The organism is Gemmatimonadota bacterium, from assembly GCA_040388535.1.
Classification (GTDB): domain Bacteria; phylum Gemmatimonadota; class Gemmatimonadetes; order Gemmatimonadales; family GWC2-71-9; genus Palsa-1233.
Window position 1 is genome coordinate 482,399 of the sequence record JAZKBR010000001.1, and the last position, 19,891, is coordinate 502,289.

At 61.8% G+C, this 19,891-nt stretch carries 15 protein-coding genes; 7 read left to right on the forward strand and 8 right to left on the reverse strand.

Features of this window, described 5'->3' with window-relative positions; genetic code table 11:
* Positions 1–1,859 precede the first annotated feature (1,859 nt).
* Positions 1,860–2,564: a hypothetical protein gene (locus tag V4558_02245; protein ID MES2304290.1), complete on the forward strand. Its 705-nt coding sequence runs from the start codon at positions 1,860–1,862 to the stop codon at positions 2,562–2,564.
* A complete protein-coding gene (locus V4558_02250; protein ID MES2304291.1) occupies positions 2,561–5,428 on the forward strand; it encodes a hypothetical protein in 2,868 nt (955 codons plus the stop codon). The genes V4558_02245 and V4558_02250 overlap by 4 nt, the downstream gene beginning before the upstream one ends.
* A 303-nt stretch (positions 5,429–5,731) precedes the next feature.
* Here the strand turns inward: V4558_02250 and V4558_02255 are convergent, their stop codons facing one another.
* The 4 genes from V4558_02255 to V4558_02270 all read right to left on the reverse strand — a co-directional run bounded on the left by V4558_02255 (position 5,732) and on the right by V4558_02270 (position 7,989).
* The gene (locus V4558_02255) at positions 5,732–6,496 is read right to left on the reverse strand and encodes an ImmA/IrrE family metallo-endopeptidase (protein ID MES2304292.1); all 765 of its coding nucleotides are present in this window, start codon (positions 6,494–6,496) and stop codon (positions 5,732–5,734) included.
* A gap of 169 nt (positions 6,497–6,665) precedes the next feature.
* Positions 6,666–7,157 (reverse strand): helix-turn-helix transcriptional regulator, encoded by a 492-nt coding sequence (locus tag V4558_02260; GenBank protein ID MES2304293.1) that lies wholly within the window; start codon positions 7,155–7,157, stop codon positions 6,666–6,668.
* Positions 7,154–7,780, reverse strand: a complete 627-nt coding sequence (locus V4558_02265; GenBank protein ID MES2304294.1) for a GNAT family N-acetyltransferase — start codon at positions 7,778–7,780, stop codon at positions 7,154–7,156. Before V4558_02265 ends, V4558_02260 begins: the two co-directional genes overlap by 4 nt.
* Complete coding sequence (locus V4558_02270; GenBank protein ID MES2304295.1) at positions 7,777–7,989, reverse strand: transcriptional regulator; 213 nt, start codon at positions 7,987–7,989, stop codon at positions 7,777–7,779. The genes V4558_02265 and V4558_02270 overlap by 4 nt, the downstream gene beginning before the upstream one ends.
* Positions 7,990–8,687: 698 nt before the next feature.
* Here V4558_02270 and V4558_02275 point away from each other — a divergent pair.
* The 3 genes from V4558_02275 to V4558_02285 all read left to right on the forward strand — a co-directional run bounded on the left by V4558_02275 (position 8,688) and on the right by V4558_02285 (position 11,590).
* Positions 8,688–8,903: a putative metal-binding protein gene (locus tag V4558_02275; GenBank protein ID MES2304296.1), complete on the forward strand. Its 216-nt coding sequence runs from the start codon at positions 8,688–8,690 to the stop codon at positions 8,901–8,903.
* Between the two features lie 442 nt (positions 8,904–9,345).
* Positions 9,346–10,743 (forward strand): ThiF family adenylyltransferase, encoded by a 1,398-nt coding sequence (locus V4558_02280; GenBank protein MES2304297.1) that lies wholly within the window; start codon positions 9,346–9,348, stop codon positions 10,741–10,743.
* 397 nt (positions 10,744–11,140) lie between these two features.
* Positions 11,141–11,590 (forward strand): hypothetical protein, encoded by a 450-nt coding sequence (locus V4558_02285; protein MES2304298.1) that lies wholly within the window; start codon positions 11,141–11,143, stop codon positions 11,588–11,590.
* 54 nt (positions 11,591–11,644) lie between these two features.
* On the opposite strand, the gene V4558_02290 is transcribed toward V4558_02285, so the two are convergent.
* The 4 genes from V4558_02290 to V4558_02305 form a co-directional block, all read right to left on the reverse strand.
* On the reverse strand, positions 11,645–12,973 hold the full coding sequence (locus V4558_02290; GenBank protein ID MES2304299.1) for a type II toxin-antitoxin system HipA family toxin: 1,329 nt from the start codon (positions 12,971–12,973) through the stop codon (positions 11,645–11,647).
* Between the two features lie 11 nt (positions 12,974–12,984).
* Positions 12,985–13,317, reverse strand: a complete 333-nt coding sequence (locus V4558_02295; GenBank protein ID MES2304300.1) for a helix-turn-helix transcriptional regulator — start codon at positions 13,315–13,317, stop codon at positions 12,985–12,987.
* Between the two features lie 107 nt (positions 13,318–13,424).
* The gene (locus V4558_02300; GenBank protein ID MES2304301.1) at positions 13,425–15,884 is read right to left on the reverse strand and encodes a serine/threonine-protein kinase; all 2,460 of its coding nucleotides are present in this window, start codon (positions 15,882–15,884) and stop codon (positions 13,425–13,427) included.
* A gap of 20 nt (positions 15,885–15,904) precedes the next feature.
* Positions 15,905–16,546, reverse strand: a complete 642-nt coding sequence (locus V4558_02305; protein ID MES2304302.1) for an ECF-type sigma factor — start codon at positions 16,544–16,546, stop codon at positions 15,905–15,907.
* Positions 16,547–16,669: 123 nt separating this feature from the next.
* On the opposite strand from V4558_02305, the gene V4558_02310 reads away from it, so the two are divergent.
* Both V4558_02310 and V4558_02315 read left to right on the forward strand, forming a co-directional pair.
* A complete protein-coding gene (locus tag V4558_02310) occupies positions 16,670–19,225 on the forward strand; it encodes a hypothetical protein (protein MES2304303.1) in 2,556 nt (851 codons plus the stop codon).
* Positions 19,226–19,321: 96 nt separating this feature from the next.
* On the forward strand, positions 19,322–19,858 hold the full coding sequence (locus tag V4558_02315) for a DinB family protein (GenBank protein ID MES2304304.1): 537 nt from the start codon (positions 19,322–19,324) through the stop codon (positions 19,856–19,858).
* Positions 19,859–19,891 lie beyond the last annotated feature (33 nt).

Below are 19,891 nucleotides of genomic sequence, written 5' to 3' on the forward strand. Positions count from 1 at the left end.
GGACGAGTACAACACCAATCTGGCTTCCGGCGCCCGAGCCACCTGGGCGTGTCAGCCGAAGCCTCCCGGAGCTGCATGGGGCGAAGAAATCAGACGGAACGCCCGACGGTGGGATCGGGCAGTTCTCCACCAAGCGGGAGAGAGCGGTTGGTGCCCGGAAGCCCGTGGAAGCTGGTGTTCCAAGGGGTGCAGCCTCCGGCGCATCGACGGCTTCAACCTCGAGCACCGCGTCTAGAGTGTCGAGACCAAAACCGGTTTTGAAATCCAGGAATCCGCCCGACGGGATCGTCAATGTGACCCGTCCCCCCGCGGCCGGGAGGACTGCGGCCCAGAAGTATCCAGAAACCCCCTTAAACTTCGCCCGGACGTAGTTGGTTGAGCCCGGCACTTGTGCGGCGCTGACCGGAAAGGAGATGACAACGCTTCCACCCTGTTGAAATGAGCCTCCATTCCCGTTCACCGGGAGCACCATTCTGATCGCACCGTTGGACTGGACCGGATAGGTGGGATCTACTGGGACGGTGTCATTCACCTGAACGGGCAACGCTCCCGAGACCGCGCCAGGGGAGAATGACACCGTTGTCCCGACTACAGTGGTCGCAACAGTCCCTCCCTGCGGGCCAATCGTTCCCGAGGACGACAAACCAACAGTGATCGTCGCCACCCCCGAGATGGTTTCGGACGTCGCAGTAACGCGAACCGGCCCCCCTGCCGAGATTGCGGTAAGGAGGCCGGTTCCGGAGACCGACGCGACGGCTGGGTTGTCCCCGGACCAGGCCACCGAGCGCCCCGTGAGGGCATTCCCCGCCGCGTCGCGCACGGTGGCCGTGAGCTGAAGCGTCGCACCAACCAGAAGCGATCCAGCATCCGGGGTGATGCTGACAGTGGCTACGGGCGACGGAGGCGGCGGAGGCGGGGGGGTGATGGGGTTGCCCCCTCCACCACAGCCGAGACCGAGGAGCAAGGCAAGACTCGGTACTAAAAAGCATGGGGCTCGGAGCATGGGGCGCCCGCTTAGGATTGGGGGGTAGAAACGTCCTAGGTTAGCCCTGCTGCGTCATTCGGCCGTCAAAGGGTACAGCGAAGTGCCGGAGTCAGACAGGTGGAGTGAAGTACTGGGAGGTAGCCAGCCGACGTGAGGCCCAATTCTGACCTGGGCTCACTCGAGCAGTTCCCGCTCACTTCGGACGCACCTACAGCGGATCGTTCAACAAAGGCGGCGATGGTGCCGAGGAGTGGTGCCAGTCCCCACGGGGTAGCACAAGCGCCCGAGTTCCCTGACCCTCCCAATTGGCTGAGTGCGTCGGTAGTTGACGCTCAACAGCACTCGTGGCTTCGCCTCCACGGCAAGAGGCGACTCGTCCACAGCGAGCGGAGAAGCGATTGCCTCCGTCGAAGCGAGCCACGCGAAGGTGCAGGGCACGATAGGGGCCAGTCACTCCGGTTGGCCGCGGTTACAAGGCGCGTGGGTAACCATGAATCGGGCGCGGCAGGAACGGGCCGAGCAAATCACCCGAGAAGCCGAGAACATGAGGCTCAATCCGCACGCCTTTACGGCGGCACGTGATGTCGCTGAGACCGTACAGGTCACGCAAGCAACTCTCAACGAGCTGAGAGCGCGCGTGAACCGCCCCTACGAGGACTTGATGACCCAGATCGGATTGCTTGGGAGCGTCCTCTCACAATTGAGTGACGGGATCGCAGCGTTACAGGCTGCTCCCGCCCGAACTACCCGAGTGAAGACGGCGGCTCCTCCACGCAAACCGAAACCCTAGAGTGGAACGCGGAATGGGCGTATCTGCTGCATGGCGAGGAATCCCCGTCGGCCCGACAGCCCGTGGTGAACTGGCGGCCTATACATGACCGGCATTCCTCCGCAGCCTCCTGCCCCCCCCACTATTCTCGATGGCGCTGTCCGCTTTTCCGATCAAGGCTTGACACTTGTCGATGAGCTCACAAGGAAAAGTCCAGACAGCCATCGCGCGATCGGTATGTATGCCGAGGGCGTCCGTGCTCTCCAGCGAGACGACGGTCCGGAATCCGTCCACGTCGCCGCATATGAGTTTCGCGAGCTGATGAGCATACTTCCCGCGATCTTGAACGTTCCTCGGGCCAGTCATGAACAATTGAACGGGCAAGCAAACGCGCTCGGGGAAGCTTGGCGCCATGCTCGCACCAACAGCGTGTGCTACCGCACCGGGGACTGGACAGGAAGCATCGACCCAGCCCTGTTGGCCTTCTTGGTTCGATGTGGCGCATTCTTTCTCTGGATGGAGCAAAACGTCCCGACGAGGCGCGCTGAGACAGCTCAGATGCTCACCCGCCTTAATCCTCCCGGGAGCCCGATGCCACCATCCGTAATGGATGTGCGGACCAGCAAATGGGCGGAGATGCTACGGTTTTTTAATGGGGTTACGCACCATGCCGACTCCGCCACGCGGCAGCGAGTGGAGGAAGAGCTAGGGCGCCTCGAAGTGTTCTTACTTGAACACTTGGTTCCAACGCCGATCGATGACGAATCCGATATCGATCAGCTGATCTCCGATGGCGAGGCTCCCGCATGATATCTGACGAGACGATCACCAAAGCGATTGCGTTGATTCAGAAGGGACCGACAAACGCGGAATATTTTTTTGAAAAACTGTCGTCCCCAGCCTGGATAGAACCGCTACGGAGGAAGAATCTCTTCGCGCCCTACCCCGCCGAGCGGCGGGGTGACATGATCTCGTTTCCATTTTGGTCGCCGGGCAAGTATCTGGTCCGAATGGCGGCGAATGCGGAAGCGCGTGGCGCAGTCGCCTCCATCCTGAAAGTGCTTCCGACTTCAGACAATCCGCGCGTGTATGAGGATGTTGCCGATGCGGCACTGGCCTTACCGCCTTCGTTGGGCGCGCAGTTAACCACAACCCTACTGGCGGGGCTCTCAGGTAAGTTTCAGTTGCTCCTACCGGGCAAGGCTGCGAAGGTGATCGTGAAACTCGCGGATGCTGGCTTCGCGTCCCAGGCGATCACGTTGGCGAGGGCCCTGTTTGCGCTCACTCCATCAACACCGGTGCCACCTGATGATGACGGCACCTCCTCATTGGTACGTGGAGAAGCGAAGGGGCGCTTTGATAGTTACGAGTATGGCGAGCTACTTGACGTGTGCGTCCCAGGCCTGGCGGCCTCGGACGCCCTTGGAACCGTGGCTCTACTGTGTGATTTGCTTGAAGTCGCTGTGGAGAGTGGCTCCCTGTCCCAAGCCGATGGGGCCGAGGACTACTCATACATCTGGCAACCGCTGATTCGAGTTGCCGAAGATCGCCGGAACAGTATCCGGAACGACCTGGTCGTCGGCCTGCGCGACGCAGGCGAGACAATCGGCAACCATGCACCTGACAGACTGCCTGCTGTCCTTGCTGAGATAGCGGGGCGGCCCACGAATGTGTTTCGGCGCATCGTCTTGCATCTGCTATCACTCTTCGGCGAACGCCTGCTGCCAGAGGTGCAGCGATGGTTGGAAGACTCTGCGGTCCGCGATGATCACGGCCTGAGACCTGAGTACAACATCTTGTTGGCGCGCTTTTTCGGCGATTTGCCTGGCATCGTGCAGCAGCACTACTTGGAATGGGTGAATGCCGGACCGGATGTCGACGAATACGTGGCATGGCGGCAACGCCTGGATGGAACCACACCTGACGAGGTCGACAAGGCCGGTTACGTCGGAGTGTGGAAGCGTGACCGGTTGGGAATCGTGCGGATGTTCTTGGGGACTGGCTCGCACGCAACGACACTTGAGCGACTAGAAGCGGAGTATGGCGCTGCTCCCGAGCCGGGGCCGCTTTCCCGCGGGGCGATGACCTGGGTCGGCGAAAGAAGCCCGCTCACCCAAGAGGAGGCGGACCAGTTGCCATGGCCTGCCCTCCTGGGGTACCTGAGGACATGGAAGCCGTCCGACGATCCCGAAGGCCCCAGCGAGGCCGGATTGGCGAACGCGGTCAGACAGAAAGCTGTAAGTGACGCAGGGGGAGCTATTGTCGCCCTCGCTCAGGCAGAGGAACTCCATGCAGCCTATGCGGTTGCGCTAGTTGAAGGCATCGCGGGAGCGAGGCGCGACGGCGCTGTCATTGATTGGGCTGGGCTGCTGGATTCCTTGTACGAAATCACCTCTGAAGCGCAGACCGCCGACGGCCTTGGCGGTAACGATCGTCAACTGGTCGGGGTGCGCCGGTCCGCCATTTCACTCGTGGAAGACGCGCTAAGCCAGACGCCGGACGTCATCCCATTCGAAAACCGAGCGCTGGTATGGAAACTGATCGTCAGAGTTACGGACGACCCTGACCCGACGCCACAGCATGAGGATCGGCACGGCGGCAACCCTCTGGACGCCCTTACACTCAGCCTAAACACTGTTCGGGGCAAAGCGTTTCACGCCGTCGCGAAGTACGCATTGTGGGTACGGCGCAATATCGCCGTGCTTTCGGGCGATACGACGACGTTCGATTCGATGCCTGAGGTGCGGGCGGTGCTCGAAAGTCATCTCGATGCGAGCAACGATCCGTCGCTGGCGGTCAGGGCGACATACGGACAGTGGTTTCCGTGGTGGGTGCTATTGGATGAGGAGTGGGCCAAGTCGCATCGAGACCTAATCTTCCCCGACGCCCAGCTGCTCCAGGAGTATTGGCACGCGGCGTGGGAGGCATACATTGTCTATTGCAGTCCCTATTCCACGATTCTGCCAATCCTGCACCCTACTTACGCGAAGGCAATCGCCGAGCTTGCCGCACCCTCGGCGTCCGCTCCGAAGCCTTTCGAGAGCCCGACTGAGCATCTAGCACAACATCTGATGGCCTATTACTGGCGGGGTGAGCTCGGGCTAGAGGAGGGAGGCTTAGTCCGTCAGTTTTTTGCCAGAGCGGCCGAGGATCACAGACGCAAAGCACTGAAGTCGATCGGATGGTCGCTCCACAGAGCGGAAAGTGCCCCGGGGGAAGAGGTGACCGCGCGGCTCCAGGCGCTATGGAACTGGCGGATGCAAGTCGACATCAGGGCGGAGCTAGGGGCGTTTGGCTCATGGTTCGGATCGGGACGCCTGGACCTTCCGTGGTCTCTGTGGACGCTCGAAACCGTCCTGTCTAAGTCAATCCTTCCCACACCTGGGCATCAAGTTGTGCAACGACTTGCCGCCATCGCACCCCAGTACCCTGCCGCTACGATTCGATGCTTGGCCTGGATGGTTGAACTAGCGTCTCACGACTGGTCCATCCATGGGTGGATAGATGAAGCACGGGTAATACTTCGGGCCGGTTTGAACTCTGACGACGATGATACCAAGGCTCGTAGCGAGCAGCTGATTCAGAAGCTCGTAGCCATGCGATATCGAGATTTCCGAACCCTGTTGGTGGAAGCGGACTCGGCTGGCCGGGAGGGTCGTGCAGACGCAGGATGACTACGGCGACTCTCGGCTGTCCCGCGCGCGTATTAGCGCCCTAAGCAATGCACTCTCGGACAGCTTCGATGGATCTCGATCACCGATCCACCCATTCAATGGGGGAAGCCCAAGCTTTGTCACCGCGCGGAACTCAACTAGCCATCGATCAGCGCCCGGCACGTGTCCAGTCGCTGTACCAACACCAGTTCCTAGCGACACGACCTCCCAGAGCGTTCCTTCGTGTTCGATTTGTCGATTCATGTATGAACTTCCAATTCGAAAGGAGTGCGTCGCGGGCGCGTGATCGTATCGCCTCACCAATCAGGTGAAATGCTGTCTCGGGGTCGGGCGGAGATACATACCGAGACTCAACGCGTCATAGCGGTTGAAAAAGGTCTCAAAATGAAAAATGTGATGGTCTCCTAAGTCGTCCGCGAGCATGATTTCGGCCTCCCCGAGCGAGCCCCCCGACTGCCCGCCGCAGTAAGCAGACACCTGCCGAAACATGGCCACCTCGGTGATCTTGCTGAACTTCGTCGCGAATGATGGTGACTGGATGAAATAGCGACATGGAGCCAATGGATTCCAGTTGGGACGCCGTCGACTCACATGGGGATGGTCGGAGATCATGCCGACCATCGGCCGATCTGTCCCTGCAAGCTCCACAAAGCGGTGCAGTGTTGTAGAGATCGTGTTTCCGAATTTCGTTCCAAGAACTTTCACCGCATCGATACACGGGGTCAGCGAGCGTGCCTCCTCGCGGAAGCGGTCTTGGAGGAACAGCAACCGCCCCGCGCCAAAGTTCGCCTCAGACTCAACTTGGTCATGGCAGTCCTGCGACAACGTGGCCACGTTGTCGCCAAGCATTGTGTCGATGTGCCACGGTAACAGGCTGTGTACTATCTCATGAGTCTCGTTCCATCGGTGTTTCTTCTCAGGAAGTGCAGCATCGAGCAAGATGCGCTTGCTGTCGGGAAGGTACAGCGCCTTGAGCGAGAGCTTACGAACAACGTCGATGACTATTGTGGGTCTACGGTAGACTTGAATACCCGCGACTCGTATTCTATTTACGACTTCGCCCAACACGCCTGGGTCATCGACTGTATAGAATGATCGGTCCAATTGCAGGAGCTCTCGAACATCCTCCAAGCGCAATGGAGGCTCGGGGTAGTCAAGCCCGCGCAAGACACGCTCGACACGCTTGTCGATGTCATTGATCGTCTTGGGTGGGAGAATGCGGTTCTTGCTCAGGTGATCATCCCGGGCTCGCCCTTTCGTTCAATATGACTACGAATGCCTCAAGCGCGGCCTGTTCTTCTCGCGTTAGAGCTGCAACGGACTCCGAGCGGGCCGCAAATCGGATAGCCTCATTGAACAGTTTCGCGTCATCAGGGGCCATTAGCCCGGAGACCTGAAGAAGTGCCCCCTGTGGAACTCGGAAGTAGGATGCGAGCTGATACACCGATCGCAACTGAGGTTTGTGCCGGGGATCTTCCTCAATGCCGACCAATTCAAATACTTCCACGTCAGCGTCGTCAGCGAGCTTCTCCAAGGTAAGCCCGTGACGACGCCGCATTAGCTGCACAAAGCGCCCAAATGCCGGATTGATGTCTTCATGTGTAGGCGGTGTATGAGGGGGGGCGTACAAAGCCGTTGGGGCACGTGCAAGCACACCCGCTCCAACCTCGGCGCCTGCCTCGAGCTGAGCCATTCGCCGGCACCATTCTTCAGTAATGTCGTGCTTCATGGTTGGTCCCCCTTTGCAACAAAGGCGTGCGCCTGATCCGAAGTCATCTCGAAGTATCGCATCCTGTATTCTGCGTCGAATCCCAGATCGGTCATGCCGCAGCTGGTCCCATAGAAGTCGTTCGCTTGCGGAAGTGAGTGGAGCCCAATTCGCCCCTTGAAGCCCTCTTCCAGGCTCAAGTCAATCGCGGCGCGCATTAGGAGAGATCCAACACCGGAATAGCGAGGTGGTTCGTACAAAAGGCGTTGGTTCCAAGGGGCGGCCTCAACGTACGAAACATACACAAGATGCTGGCCGCGTTGGCTGTCGATACGACACCGGTTCACGGCCGTATCGACCACCATCATGCCTTGAGTCATTCCTTCGCAAACAAGGCTAAATCCGCGTCGTGCTAGGACGTTTTGCAGCGCCTCCGCCTTTTTCCGCCAATTCCAGTGGCTGCTCTGCGGCTCGCGCGCGTTTGCATCCGCCTTCTTGAGCCGTTGCACCCCTTCGAGCATCGCCGGAAGCCACTCGCTTTTCCAGTCGACAATTTGCGCCTCTCCAATATTGTCGAAGAGCTCCGCCGCGACCATTTCTTGGCTTTGCAGCTTCCACAGCGAAACCGGAATGCCTCCAGTCATAGCATCATCACTTCAGCCTTGTCCTTCGTGAGTTCATGCTCGAAATACAGCTTCTCCCCCGCTTCCAGCCGCACCTCTACTAGCTGATAGAGACGAAGGGCCTGGCGCAGAACTGACGTCTTGGTCAGGTCCTTCTTCATGCAAAGGGTCTCCAACGCAAGCATCTCCGCGTCGGTCAAATTGAGCGTCATCGTCTTCTTGGCTGACATAAATGCCTCCGTATGAGAAGCAAACCTACCAGATATTCGCGGGCCAGTCAATAGTTACTAGCCATAGATTACTTGACTATTAGCTAAAACTTGGCTATATACAATTGACCGGGCAAGGGCAAAGCCAGTTGGCTGGGCCCCAAAGAGTCCGCAATCCAGGAGAAGTACCATGGCTACAGCAGAGAAGTCAGGGCCCGAGACCGCCAAAGATCAGTTCTTAGCGGTCGCCGTATCAACGACATCCGGGTTCTTCCCCGAGGAAGGATTCTCGCGGGTTCCCGCGCATCAGCCGGTGAGGCATGTGCTTGAGAAAGCAGCACACGAGCTGAAGCTCACCGACACAGAGAGTTGGATCGCAAGCGTTGCCGGTCCGACGGGTCAGCGGTTGATCGCCGTAGACAAGTCGTACCTGGAAAATGACCTGACGTGCATGGCAGAAATCGATTGGGGCCCTGCAGAGGGCGGGGGAGGCTGATTTGCACCTCCTGGTATCGCGCGCGCTTTTCGAGGAGCAGTGTGGTCGGTTGACCCCACGGCTCCTCGATGCGCGGGGCTGGTTGCTGAACACACGCGACTATCCGACCCTTGATGTCGTTTTCACCGCAAATGGTAGAACACCGTTACGGCTATGTCTCTTGTGCGACAACTGGGACGAGCAGCCGCCATCGATTTCGCTTCATTCAAGCGATGGAACTCCGTTGACGACTCTCTCGCCAGACCCTACCGGGGTTTTCAATGGCGGCGCTCATCCTGCAACGGGACGACCATTTGTCTGCATGCGTGGGTCCCGTGAGTACCACGCCCATCCGAGCCACATCGCGGAGTTGTGGGAGGGCATTCGGCGGAGCTCCGCATATGACCTTGGCGGCATTCTCACTCAACTTTGGCACGCATGGCAGAAAGGGAGCGGCTAGAAATGATTCTTTGTCCATCTCACTGCATTCATCAGACGCTTGTGAGCCTCCAGGCAAGCGCAAGAGACAGGAAAGAAGGGATCGTCCTTTGGCTCGGCCGACGAGACCGCGACAGTTCCACGGTCGTAGAAGCCTACGTCCCTGAACACGAAGCGAGAGCTGACATGTTCTGGATCCCAGCCGTAAGCATGGTCGAGCTAAAGCAAAGGATCAGAACCGACAGATTGTACATAGCAGCGCAGGTACACAGCCACCCTCGGGAGGCGTTTCATTCACCTGCGGACGACAAATGGGCAATTGTGCGACATGAGGGGGCGCTCTCGATCGTGCTTCCATACTTCGCAGAGCGGACGACTATTGACTCGTTCATGACGCATGCCAAGGTCTTCGCGCATGCCGCAGGCAATCGCTGGCAAGAACTCACGGCGTCAGAGGTGGAACTGTGCCTGAAGGTAGTCTGAACGAGAAGGCGAGGCGAGAGAATTCCCTGGCGCTTGCTGCGATGCTCGGAGTCACAGAGGGTCGGGCTAGCGAACTGCTAGGGGTCTCTGTCCTGCTAACGGTGGACAGCAAGGACAGCGCGGGCGCACAACTGGCCGACGACATCCACAGGCTGATATCACGGACGGTAAGAGCTGTCACATTTGCGACTGATCAAGATCGATTCGCGGTAGAAATCATCCTCGGCCACTCGGGCGCCCGTAGCGAAGCGCCTCAGCTATATGTGAGCATGTCAACCGAAGCGATCGTAATTGACAGCAACACACAAGAATCGGTACCCAACGTCAACGTTCATGGATTGCTCCGGCTAATCGGAGCCTGCTACGTGGTAGCCGCTGCCTTGGAGATTGCCCTCCAACCCGAACTAGCCCGGCCGGCAACATCTAGGAGAACCGTAAGATTTTCGGAGCTCGGGGTAAACCTGCAGGATTTGGAGAGTCCAATCGATCTCGGGCACGCATACCTCGCCGGAGCCGGGGCAATCGGCAACGCGTTCCTCTGGGCGACCTCCAGACTCAACATTCGAGGAACACTTGACGTCGTGGACGACGACGTAGTGAGCAGCGGCAATCTGAACCGCCAAGTCTTCTTCACCGATGGTGACGTAGGCTGGCCGAAATCAGTACGCCTTGTCGAACACGCACGAGGATTGCTTCCCGAGCTAAGCCTCCGCGCTCAGATCTGCCGTTTGCAAGATGTCCCAGAAAAGAACACAGGGCCTTGGCTTCGGCGATTGGTAGTAGCTGTGGATAGTCGGCGGGCCCGGCGACAGCTCCAGAGTGAACTTCCCGGGGAAGTCTTCGACGCCTCAACAACTGACACACGCGAAGTCATCATTCATCACAATCGCGAGCCTAGGAACACCGCCTGCCTGGAATGCATCTACTGTGCGAACGAGGCCGAATACACTAGAGAACACCACATAGCCGATTCTCTTGGTATATCAGTCGACGAAGTTCGCCGCGAGCGTGTGACAGACGCGGCTGCATCATTGATTGCCGACAGGTTTCCCACTTTCAAGGCAGAAGATATAGTCGGCATTGCATACGACTCTCTGTTCAAACAGCTCTGCGGACAAGCACTGCTTCGGGGACCGAGCGGGCGAGCGATTCTTGCGCCCTTTGCTTTCGTATCCTGCCTCGCGGGCGCGCTGCTCGCGCTCGAGATTGTGCGACGCCTCGCTCCTGGGGCGCCCGCATCTGACCTCAACTACTGGCGAGTGAGTGCTTGGACTCCCCCGATCCTAAGGCTTCAACGCGTTCGAACACAAAACGCGACCTGTGAATGCTGTTCCAACGAAGATATCGCGAGGGTTCGGGCCAATTTGTGGGGGGCCTAGAGCACGACTGCAATCCCTTCGCCCGAGGCGCGCACGGCTTGCCAAGGGAGAAGCAAACAAGCGCCAGGGCGTCCGTTTGGGTGTCCAAATAGTTACGATTTCACGCCGCATTGCGAAATCCGCTTCCCGGCAATGGGGCGGCCTTTCTCAGGAAACATCGGCATTTCAGCGTGATTGGCGTTCTAAATGGGGCCCCTCCGGAGCAAGAGCTCGCGCGTTCGAATCGCGCCGGGCCCATAGAGTTACGAGATTCCCTGGGGCGATTGTGACAGAAGTTGTGTCACGGTCGCCCCAAATCGTTGGTCGAGGGCTCCCGACCTCGGGCTTCCGTCCGCGGTTCGCACGCCGAACGATCAAGCGTTTACCCTTGAGGACACGCCACCCGGGGGCTCAAACCATGCGACGCTTCATCATCAAACTCAGCATCGCCCTGGCGATCATCTGCTTTCCAGCAGTCGCGGCGTCGGCGCAAGAGGCTCGATCGGCAGAAGGCGCGCGCGCGAGCATCGTGGAACAGCTGCAACGGGAGTACCGCGCCACCGGGATCTACCTGCTCCGGTTTGCGAACTGGAAGGATATGGCCGACTCCCTGGTAGCACTCCGGGAATGCTCTGCAGTCGAGACTACCAACTGCTACGCTACGCCCCGCAAGATCGTCGCAGTCGAAATGGTCGAGTTTCTTCCTGCCGACAGTGCCGTCGCCAATGTGTTTCGGTTCGGCAATGAACATGGGGTGAATCGAGGGTTCACGATTACTCAGGTGGCGCTGCGTTACACGGGAGATCATTGGCTGCAGGTTGGCGAAATCCAGCCGAAGCACTTCCAGCATCCTCGAACGCCACATTAGCGAGCCGTCGAGACAATGGGGTCGGGATCCCAGCCTGGCCTCGGGTGATCTCCCCTACCCAAACCGCCGAAACGCCTCCCCAATCTTCCCAATCTCCACCCCACCCAACCCCGTCGCCGCCGCCTCTTCCGGCCAATGCGCCAGCGCATCCTCGACCTCGCGCAGCACCTCCTTGCCATCGCCCGGCAGGTTGAACTTCGCCCCCACCGCGAGCAGATCGTCCCGCGTGAAGCCGTCGTCCCTCCCATTCGCGCGCATCTGATGCGTGGCGGCCCACTGGCCTCCGACCGAATAGATCAGGTCGTACGCCGGGGCCAGCGACCACTTCCCTGACTCATCCATCAGGAAGGCGAAGTTCTTGACGTGATCGTCCTGATTCCTCGCGGCGAGATTGAAAACCATCCGACGGTATCCCTCGAGCACTGCCGGCGCGCCGAGTTCCAGCTCCTGGATGGTGCGCAGGTACTCCTCGTAGCTGACCAGTTGCCGGATGTCGTAGTCGGCGTGCAGCAAGCCGCCCAAGCTATGCAGATGGAGTCGCTCGGTGCCGACACGGTCGAAGCGCTTCGTCATGAAGTGCGCATACTCGCGCTCACGCAGCAGGTGCGTCTCGGCCATCGTGATCCCGGCGCGACGCGCGAGCCTCGAGTAGGCATACTCGATTCGACCATACGGACCCGGCCGGAAATCCCTGGTCAACTCGTGCCCGCCCCTCGCGGCCGTGACGCCGTCGAACTTGATAATCCACGGCTCCTCACCACGCTCGGGCGCGGCAAAGCCCGATCGCACCCGGTCTCGCGCACGATCCCAGAGGATCAATCCCTTCGCACGCGCGCCACCTGCCGTGGCACCAACCTGCATGATCTCCGGCAGCGCAACTCTGGTGTCACCTTCGATGACACGCCGCGCCTGATCGACCAGGCTCGCGACCTCGAGTGCCTCAGTGGTGAGTTCGGGGACGCGCGTATTGGTCGGCGGCCGGAATTCGAGCGCGCCCATCCCGCGCGAACCGACGTAGAGCAATCGCTGCACGGCACTGAGCGACGCCTCCGGCCGGCCCTGCTGCTCGAAGAACTGCGTGATGATGGCATTGCCGAATGCGTCGGGGAGCGAATCGGCCAACACGCCGGGAAGGCCGAGGAACGACCGCGACCGCGCGAGTTCATCGAAGGTCTGCGGCCCGCTCCGCGTTAACGGCAGATGAATCGGAGAAATCTCGAGCCCCGAGCTGCGGAACTGCTCGGCATACTCGAATACCACCCGCCCCGACTGCGGATCCTCGGCCACCGCACCCACCTCGTGACCCCAGAGATGCACCGTGGCGACGGCACCGCGCTCTGGTGAACGAGCTCGGCGCTTAAGCGTCGGTACCGAGTCGGACATGCGCGCCGCGCCTACTCGTCCGGGCGCCCGCGAGCTTGCCGCGGAGTTCCGGCGCGCTGACGAACTCGCCCACCGAGTCGTGCCATCTGGATCGGAGAAATGGTTGGCGCCGGAAGGAACGCGTCGAGAGCCTCGAGACGTCCGAGCGCCCTCAGCAACTGCACCACCGTCATCAGTGCCGGACGACTCTCCCCTGCCTCGGCACGCCTGGCCGTGCGATAGCTGACCCCGGCAGCCAGGGCGACCTCCTCGAGCGTCCGATTCTGCTGAAGCCGGTAGCCCTGCAGCCGCTCCCCGACCTCCCGCACCACCTCGCCATCGGTCATTCGGTTGGTGATTCGCACGCTGACTCCATATAACAGGCCGTATATGGCCCTAATCAAGCAAAAATCAACAAATTAGGCCAGACGTGGCCTGTAATATAGTGAGCTAGCAACCTGGAAGTCACCCCTCAACACCCCTTCCCCCCGGCCGCGGCCAGCCGGGTCGCGGCCTTCTGCGCTTGGGGGCTCTGGCGGCCGAGCCCGCGTGCGATCCGCTGGCAGCCATCGAGCAGCAGCTGCATTCCCTCGCTCCGTTCACCGACCTGCACCAGCTCTTCACCCAGCAGGCTCTCGCCGCTGCCGATGGTCCAGTGATCGGGCGACATCGCCTTGCGCCGCACGGCCAGCGATTCGCGGAGCCCGGCCACCGCCGTGCGGTGGTCGCCGCGACCGGCGAACGCCAGCGCGCGAAGCTGCAGCGCCAGCCCGATCCCAAAGTGCGTGTCGGGAAGCGTGCCGCCACGATGACTGAGCAGCGCGTCGGCCTCGCGGATGGTGCCGTCCCAGTCTTTTCCGTCGAGCAGGAAGCCGGCGTAGTTGACCCGGATCCACGCGACGTCGGGATGATCCGCGCCCAGGCTCGCATCGAGCGACGCGAGCGACTGGTGGTAAGCGCTGTCGGCCGCGGGGCGATCGCCCGACTGCTCGTAGATAGTGGCGAGTCGGCCGAGTGCTTTGCCGATATCGGGATGTCCTTTGGGCAACTCTTTGGTGAAGATGATGAGCGCCGCGCGGGTGAGTGACTCCGCGCGTGCGAATTGTTGTTCCTGCGCGACCGTCACCCCGAGCTGGGTGAGGGCCCTGGCCGCCTCAAGCGAACCGGCTCCGTGTTGCGCCTGCTGTCGCGCGGCGACCAGCGTGAGAATGGTGTCGGCCGCGGCGAGGTCGCCACTGATCGACCGCAGCCGTGCACGCTGCGCCATCAGGTCGGTGGCTGCCGCGGTGAGGTTCGAATCCCCGCGCGCGGGCAACACCGCAATCGCGAGTCGGTAGAGGGAATCGGCCAGCTGATATTCTCCGGCGCCGTCGTACAACTGGCCAAGCTCGCGATAGGCCAGCGCAATCGGCAGCGGCTTCTCAGGCGTTCGCTGCCGCAGCACCACGACGCGCTGCAGGTGAGGCGCTGCGGCGGCATACTTGCCCAGCGCGCGATAGCTGAAGCCGATGGCCGAGCGGAGTGATGCTTCGACTTCGGGATCGAGCGCGCTGTCGCGACTGATGCTCGCCGCCGCCGAGTCGAGGACCTCGACCATCGGCACTTCCTTCCCCGCGGCCGCCGGGTCGACCGACGACAACATCGTCACCAGAAAGGCGTTGGTGCTCTCTGCCCTGGCGCGCTCGATCTGCGTATGTCGTGTTTCACGCAACGTGCTGACCAGTCCGCTCACGATCGCGATCGTCACCGCAGCCGCGGCGAGTGCTGCGCCGCGATGTCGCCGCAGAAACTTGCCGAGTCGATAGCCGCGATGGCCGCGCATCGCCTCAACCGGCAGTCCGCTCTGATGCCGGCGGAGCTCCTCGACCAGCGCATCGACCGAGGAATAGCGCTCCCCGGGCTCGGCCCGCAGCGTCCGCAGGACGATCGCATCGAGATCGCCGCGTAGCTCGCGCCTGATGGCCTCGCCATCGTTGCCCGGCCGCGTCACTCGCACCGACTGGCTCGCCATCGGCGGGTCGGTGGTGAGCACCAGCCGGGTGAGTTCGGGGTAATCCGCCCCCGCTGTCGCGAATGGGCGTGATCCGGTGAGGAGTTCGAAGAGGAGGAGGCCGAGGGCGTAGACGTCGGTCGCGGTGGTGACGGTGCCACCGGTGAGCTGCTCCGGCGCAGCGTACTCCGGCGTCAGCCCCGCTGCCCCGCCACGCGTGGCCGTCGAGTCGCTCCCACTCGCTGCCCCGGCGTCGAGCACCTTCGCGATGCCGAAATCGAGCAGCTTGACGGTGCCATCGGGCGTCACCAGGATGTTGGCCGGCTTGATGTCGCGATGCACCACGAGGTTGCGGTGGGCGTGACTGACCGCGCCACAGATCTGCCGGAAGAGCACCAGCCGTGCATCGATTGAAAGTTCACGCTCGCTGCACCAGTCGGTGATCCGGATCCCTTCCACCAGCTCCATCACCAGGAAGGGGCGACCATTGGGAAGGAGTCCGCCATCGAGCAGTGTGGCGATGTTGCGGTGATCGAGGCCGGCAAGAATCCGGCGTTCCTGCTCGAAGCGACGCACCAGATCGGGCGACATCGATCCGGCGCGCAACACCTTGATGGCGACCCGCTTGCGGAAGTCGGTGCTGGCGCGGACGCCTTCGTAGACCTCGCCCATACCACCGCGACCGAGGAGGCGTGTCACCTGATACCCGCCGACGACCGTTCCCTCCGCCAACTGCGCCCGCAGGAGATCGGCATCGACCGGGAATGAGGCGCGCCCTTCGAGAAATTCGCCCGGATCGATCGACAGCAACGCGAGTACTTCACGCTCTACTGCCGCATCGTTGCCCGCCGCCGCCCGAATGAGGGCGGCACGTTCTGCCGCTGGCGCATCCGACGCGGCGTCGAAGGCCTCACGCACCCGAACCCAGAAATCATCGCTCATAGGATGGTAGGCGGCATCTGTCACGCGAACGGGACAGGCGCCGTCTCGGAGCCCTCCATCCGCTGTCGCAGCCACGCGCGAGCAAAGTCCCAGTCCCGCTTGACGGTGCGCTCCGCCGCGCCGAGCACTACCGCGATCTCGTGCCACTCGAGACCGCCGAAGTAGCGCAATTCCACCACCCGATGCGCCCGGTCGTGCACCCTGGCCAGTCCGTCGAGTGCGTCGTCGAGCGCAATCACATCGACCAGGTCCGGACCGGAACCCACCGCGAGCTGATCGTCGAGCGGCACGGCCAGATCGCCACGGCGCTTGGCCGCGTTCCGTGCGCGGGCGTGATCGACCAGCAGGCGGCGCATCGCGCGCGAGGCGAGCGCGAGGAAGTGACCGCGATCTGTCCAGGGTGAAGCGCGATCGGCCGTGAGCTTGAGCCACGCGTCGTGGAGCAGGATGGTGGGCTGGAGGGTGTGGTCGGGGCGCTCGCCCCGCATCAGGCGCGAGGCGATGTCGTGCAGCACCTGGTAGAGCATCGGCAACAGCCGGTCACCGGCGACCTGATCGCCGTGGCGGAGCGCCTCAAGCAGCGAGGTCACCTCCGAGGAGGTGAGCGGTGAATCGGCAGGAGAAGAAATCGATTGGGCCGTGGTGGGGAGTTCCCGAAACATACCAAGCACCGACTCCCACCCGCCGTGGCACGCCGCGACCAGATCCTCCGCTATACCAACAGGAGCCCCTTGAGGTGCTCGGCGAGCACCGCCCAACCACCTACGCTGCCCACACGGTGAACTATGAAACGTCGAGATGCGATCGCTGTGCTTTCGTCGAGCGCGATGGCCCTGGTCGCCTGCGGTGGCAATACCAATCCCATCAGCCCGCCTCCTCCTCCCGGGCCGCCGCCACCGCCACCGACCGGACTCACCACCGTGTCGGGTACGCTCACCGTCCCGAGTGGATCTTCATTCTCGCCAACCGCGCTCACGGTCGCGGGGATGGGGCGGAGCACGGCCCCAACGAGTGCCGGGAGCTTCTCGCTCGGCGTGTCGCCAATCGCACCGACACTCGCGATTGCGCGCGACGCCAATGGCAACGGCATCATGGCGGGGTTTCTCGATCCGGCCACCGGGGCCGCGGCCATCACCCCGCGATCGACCGGCGTGGCTCTGGCGTGGTTTGCCATGGGCGGTCCATTCCTCCCTGCGCCCGCCAAGTCGCAAGCACTGGCCTTGCTCACGGCCGACTCGCGCCTCGATGCGCTGGGTACCGTGATCGGTCAGCGGATCGCCGCAAACCCCAAGGCCGTCGTGGATGGCGACGCCCAGATCGCTTCGGCCCTCGGCGCCCTGCTCGATGCGCTCGTCCCACCAGCAGCGATCACGGCGCCGGAGGCCCAGCTCGGCGACAACGCACCGCAAATCATCATCGCGCCGATCACCGAACAGGGGGGCGTCGCGCTCCGCACCGACGGCGTGGTCACCGGTATCGACCTCTCCAATTCGTTCCGCCGGCCGGTGAAGGTCTATGTCTATGAAGTGCGCAAGTCCACCAACGGTGTGGCAACCGACATCGTCCCTGCCAAACTCGTCGCAGGGCCGCTGTCGATGGACGAGCCGCTGAATCTCACGCCGGTGGGTGGGATTTCCGCACTCCTCAACGGCGCGAAGCCTTTCGACGCGTTCACCATCGGTCCGATTGAACTCGCGCTCGATGGCACGTCCGATGAGACGACGTTCGAAGTCGTGGTGATCGGGCCGAGTGCGAATGGGGTGACCCCGGCATTCTTTGGGGCCGCACGTTATGCCTCCCAGGTGGCCGACTGGAACGCGGCCGTTGGCGATATGTTCCTCCGGACCTACTTCATCGACACGGTGTACGCCTACGTTCTCGAGTTGAGTGGCTTCGCCTCGTTGCTGCCAACCTTGCCGTCACTGGTGCCTGCTGCATCAAATCTGCGCAACGCGCTCGGCAACCCGTTTCCCCCACTTCCGTCGGGCCCGCCGTTGCCGTCGAATGGCGTTGGGCTGCGCAACAACCTGAAGAACATCGAACAGCAGATGCAGTTCATCACCGATGGGTACGATGAATTCAAGAACGTGGGACCGTTGTCACTCGACAGCGTCGGTGCTGCGGCGATGAACCAGATCAACAAGGTCGACTGGCAGGCGTCGCTTCGCACCGGCAGCAATTTCGTCGCGAAACTCGCGTCGCCCTTCTCTGGCGCCAAGGCGAACGGTGCCCTGAGCCGGTTGTTCAGCAATCTTGCCGATGCCGATCGTGGCGTGATGTGGACGGTGACGCTGAGCAAGGCGAAGGCGACGATCAACCCGCCCTCCCCCCTGGTGGATGCCGGCGGGATCGTGGCGCTCACGCTGGCGCTGTCGTCTGACCTCACATCAACGTACGACTACGAGTGGAGCCAGAACGGCACCGGATCGGAGTTGTCGGCGAGCGATGCACCAGCGGCCGGCTCGATCACCACCAAACAGAAGAGCGTCAACCTGTCGGCAATGCCAGACCAGACGGGGGAGATCGTGGTGCAGGTGGCCGTTTACGATATTGCCACCCCGGGCCGCCGAGTCCTGGTGACGCGCGCATCGACCAAGGTGCGGATCCTGCAGCGGTCGACGATCTCGCCGAGTCCGAAGGCACTGTTCCGCGGGAACCAGCAAGTCTTCACGGTTGCGGCCGTCGGCACGCTGCCGGCGGGGGCAAAATACGTCTGGAATGTCGTCGGACAGGCTGGCACAATCGGTTCAGTTGGGCAGGTCACCACGACAGTGCCGTCGATCAACTACACCGCGGTCAACAAGGGCGACGATCAGTTGAAGGTGCAGATCACTGATGCGAGCGGTCTGTTGCTCTCCCGCAGCACGGCAGTGATCAACGTCGATCCCTCGTCGTTCTTTGAATGCACCATCGCCGGATTCTGGGATCGCGAGCGGACACCGGCGAACGGCCGCTATTTCTACGGCGATATGACTGCCCAGCGGAGCCTTGCGCCGGAGTCTGGACTCGACTGGCTGACGATCATCTGCAATATCGCGCCGGACGACACCATCGGCGTGTTTCTGGGGATCTTCGTCCCGACCAATCACGTCTTTGCTGCAGGCCAGACCTTCACTCGAATCCAGACGCCGAATGCCCCGACGGCGCGATCGTTCAACATGTTCCTGTCGGTCGACCAGAACGATGTCGAGAACTCCAACCAGAGGACACCAGAAGGGACGGGCACGTTGACGCTGACCTCCATCAACAACCGTTCGGATGGAAAAAAGGAGGGTCTCTTTTCGTTCACGCTCAGCAACGGCAGCGGAACCATCATCGGAACCACGTCGGCAGCCTGGTAGCGGCGGACGAACACGGTCGGTGTGGCTTGCGCTCCCCCGGCGCCGGCCACACCTTCTGCCGCAACCCGCCGCTCCCCTGCACCTCCGGAGAACCGTATGCGCCCGCACCGCCTGATCGCCGCCCTCGCCCTGCTCCCGCTGGCAGCAATGCCGCTGGTCGCCCAGAAGACCTTCATCTCCACTGCCGCGCTGATCGAGGTGGTGCAGACTCACAAGGCCTCGGTGCTCCGCTACATCGACGCCGCCCCGGACTCGATGCTCGGCTTCCGGCCCACGCCCGGTGTGCGGACCTTTGCAGAGCAGATAGAACACGCGGCCGGCTCCGATGCGTTGATCGCGCACCTTGCGATCACCGGTTCGATGAAGACGCCGTCCTTCGGCGACTCCGCCGTCTACCTGCACAACAAGGCCGCACTCAGGGCCTATGCTGCGGCCGCGATGGATCACAGCATCACGATGCTCCGCGGCGTGACCGAAGCCCAGATGCAGGAACCGATCGTGCAGTTCGGCAACAAGGTGACTCGTGCGCGGGGCCTGATGGAAATGCTCGATCACTTCCCCTGGACACTCGGGCAGACGGTACCGTATCTCCGACTCAACGGCGTGACACCGCCGGAGTATTCGCCCTTCTGAAGTAGCGGGGCCAGGAAGCTGGATGTGAAACGC

Coding starts and splice junctions, on each gene's coding strand:
- V4558_02245 (MES2304290.1), top strand. CDS start 1,860: ATGACCGGCATTCCTCCGCAGCCTCCTGCCCCCCCCACTATTCTCGAT.
- V4558_02250 (MES2304291.1), top strand. CDS start 2,561: ATGATATCTGACGAGACGATCACCAAAGCGATTGCGTTGATTCAGAAG.
- V4558_02260 (MES2304293.1), bottom strand. CDS start 7,157: ATGAAGCACGACATTACTGAAGAATGGTGCCGGCGAATGGCTCAGCTC.
- V4558_02265 (MES2304294.1), bottom strand. CDS start 7,780: ATGACTGGAGGCATTCCGGTTTCGCTGTGGAAGCTGCAAAGCCAAGAA.
- V4558_02270 (MES2304295.1), bottom strand. CDS start 7,989: ATGTCAGCCAAGAAGACGATGACGCTCAATTTGACCGACGCGGAGATG.
- V4558_02285 (MES2304298.1), top strand. CDS start 11,141: ATGCGACGCTTCATCATCAAACTCAGCATCGCCCTGGCGATCATCTGC.
- V4558_02290 (MES2304299.1), bottom strand. CDS start 12,973: ATGTCCGACTCGGTACCGACGCTTAAGCGCCGAGCTCGTTCACCAGAG.
- V4558_02300 (MES2304301.1), bottom strand. CDS start 15,884: ATGAGCGATGATTTCTGGGTTCGGGTGCGTGAGGCCTTCGACGCCGCG.
- V4558_02305 (MES2304302.1), bottom strand. CDS start 16,546: ATGTTTCGGGAACTCCCCACCACGGCCCAATCGATTTCTTCTCCTGCC.
- V4558_02310 (MES2304303.1), top strand. CDS start 16,670: ATGAAACGTCGAGATGCGATCGCTGTGCTTTCGTCGAGCGCGATGGCC.
- V4558_02315 (MES2304304.1), top strand. CDS start 19,322: ATGCGCCCGCACCGCCTGATCGCCGCCCTCGCCCTGCTCCCGCTGGCA.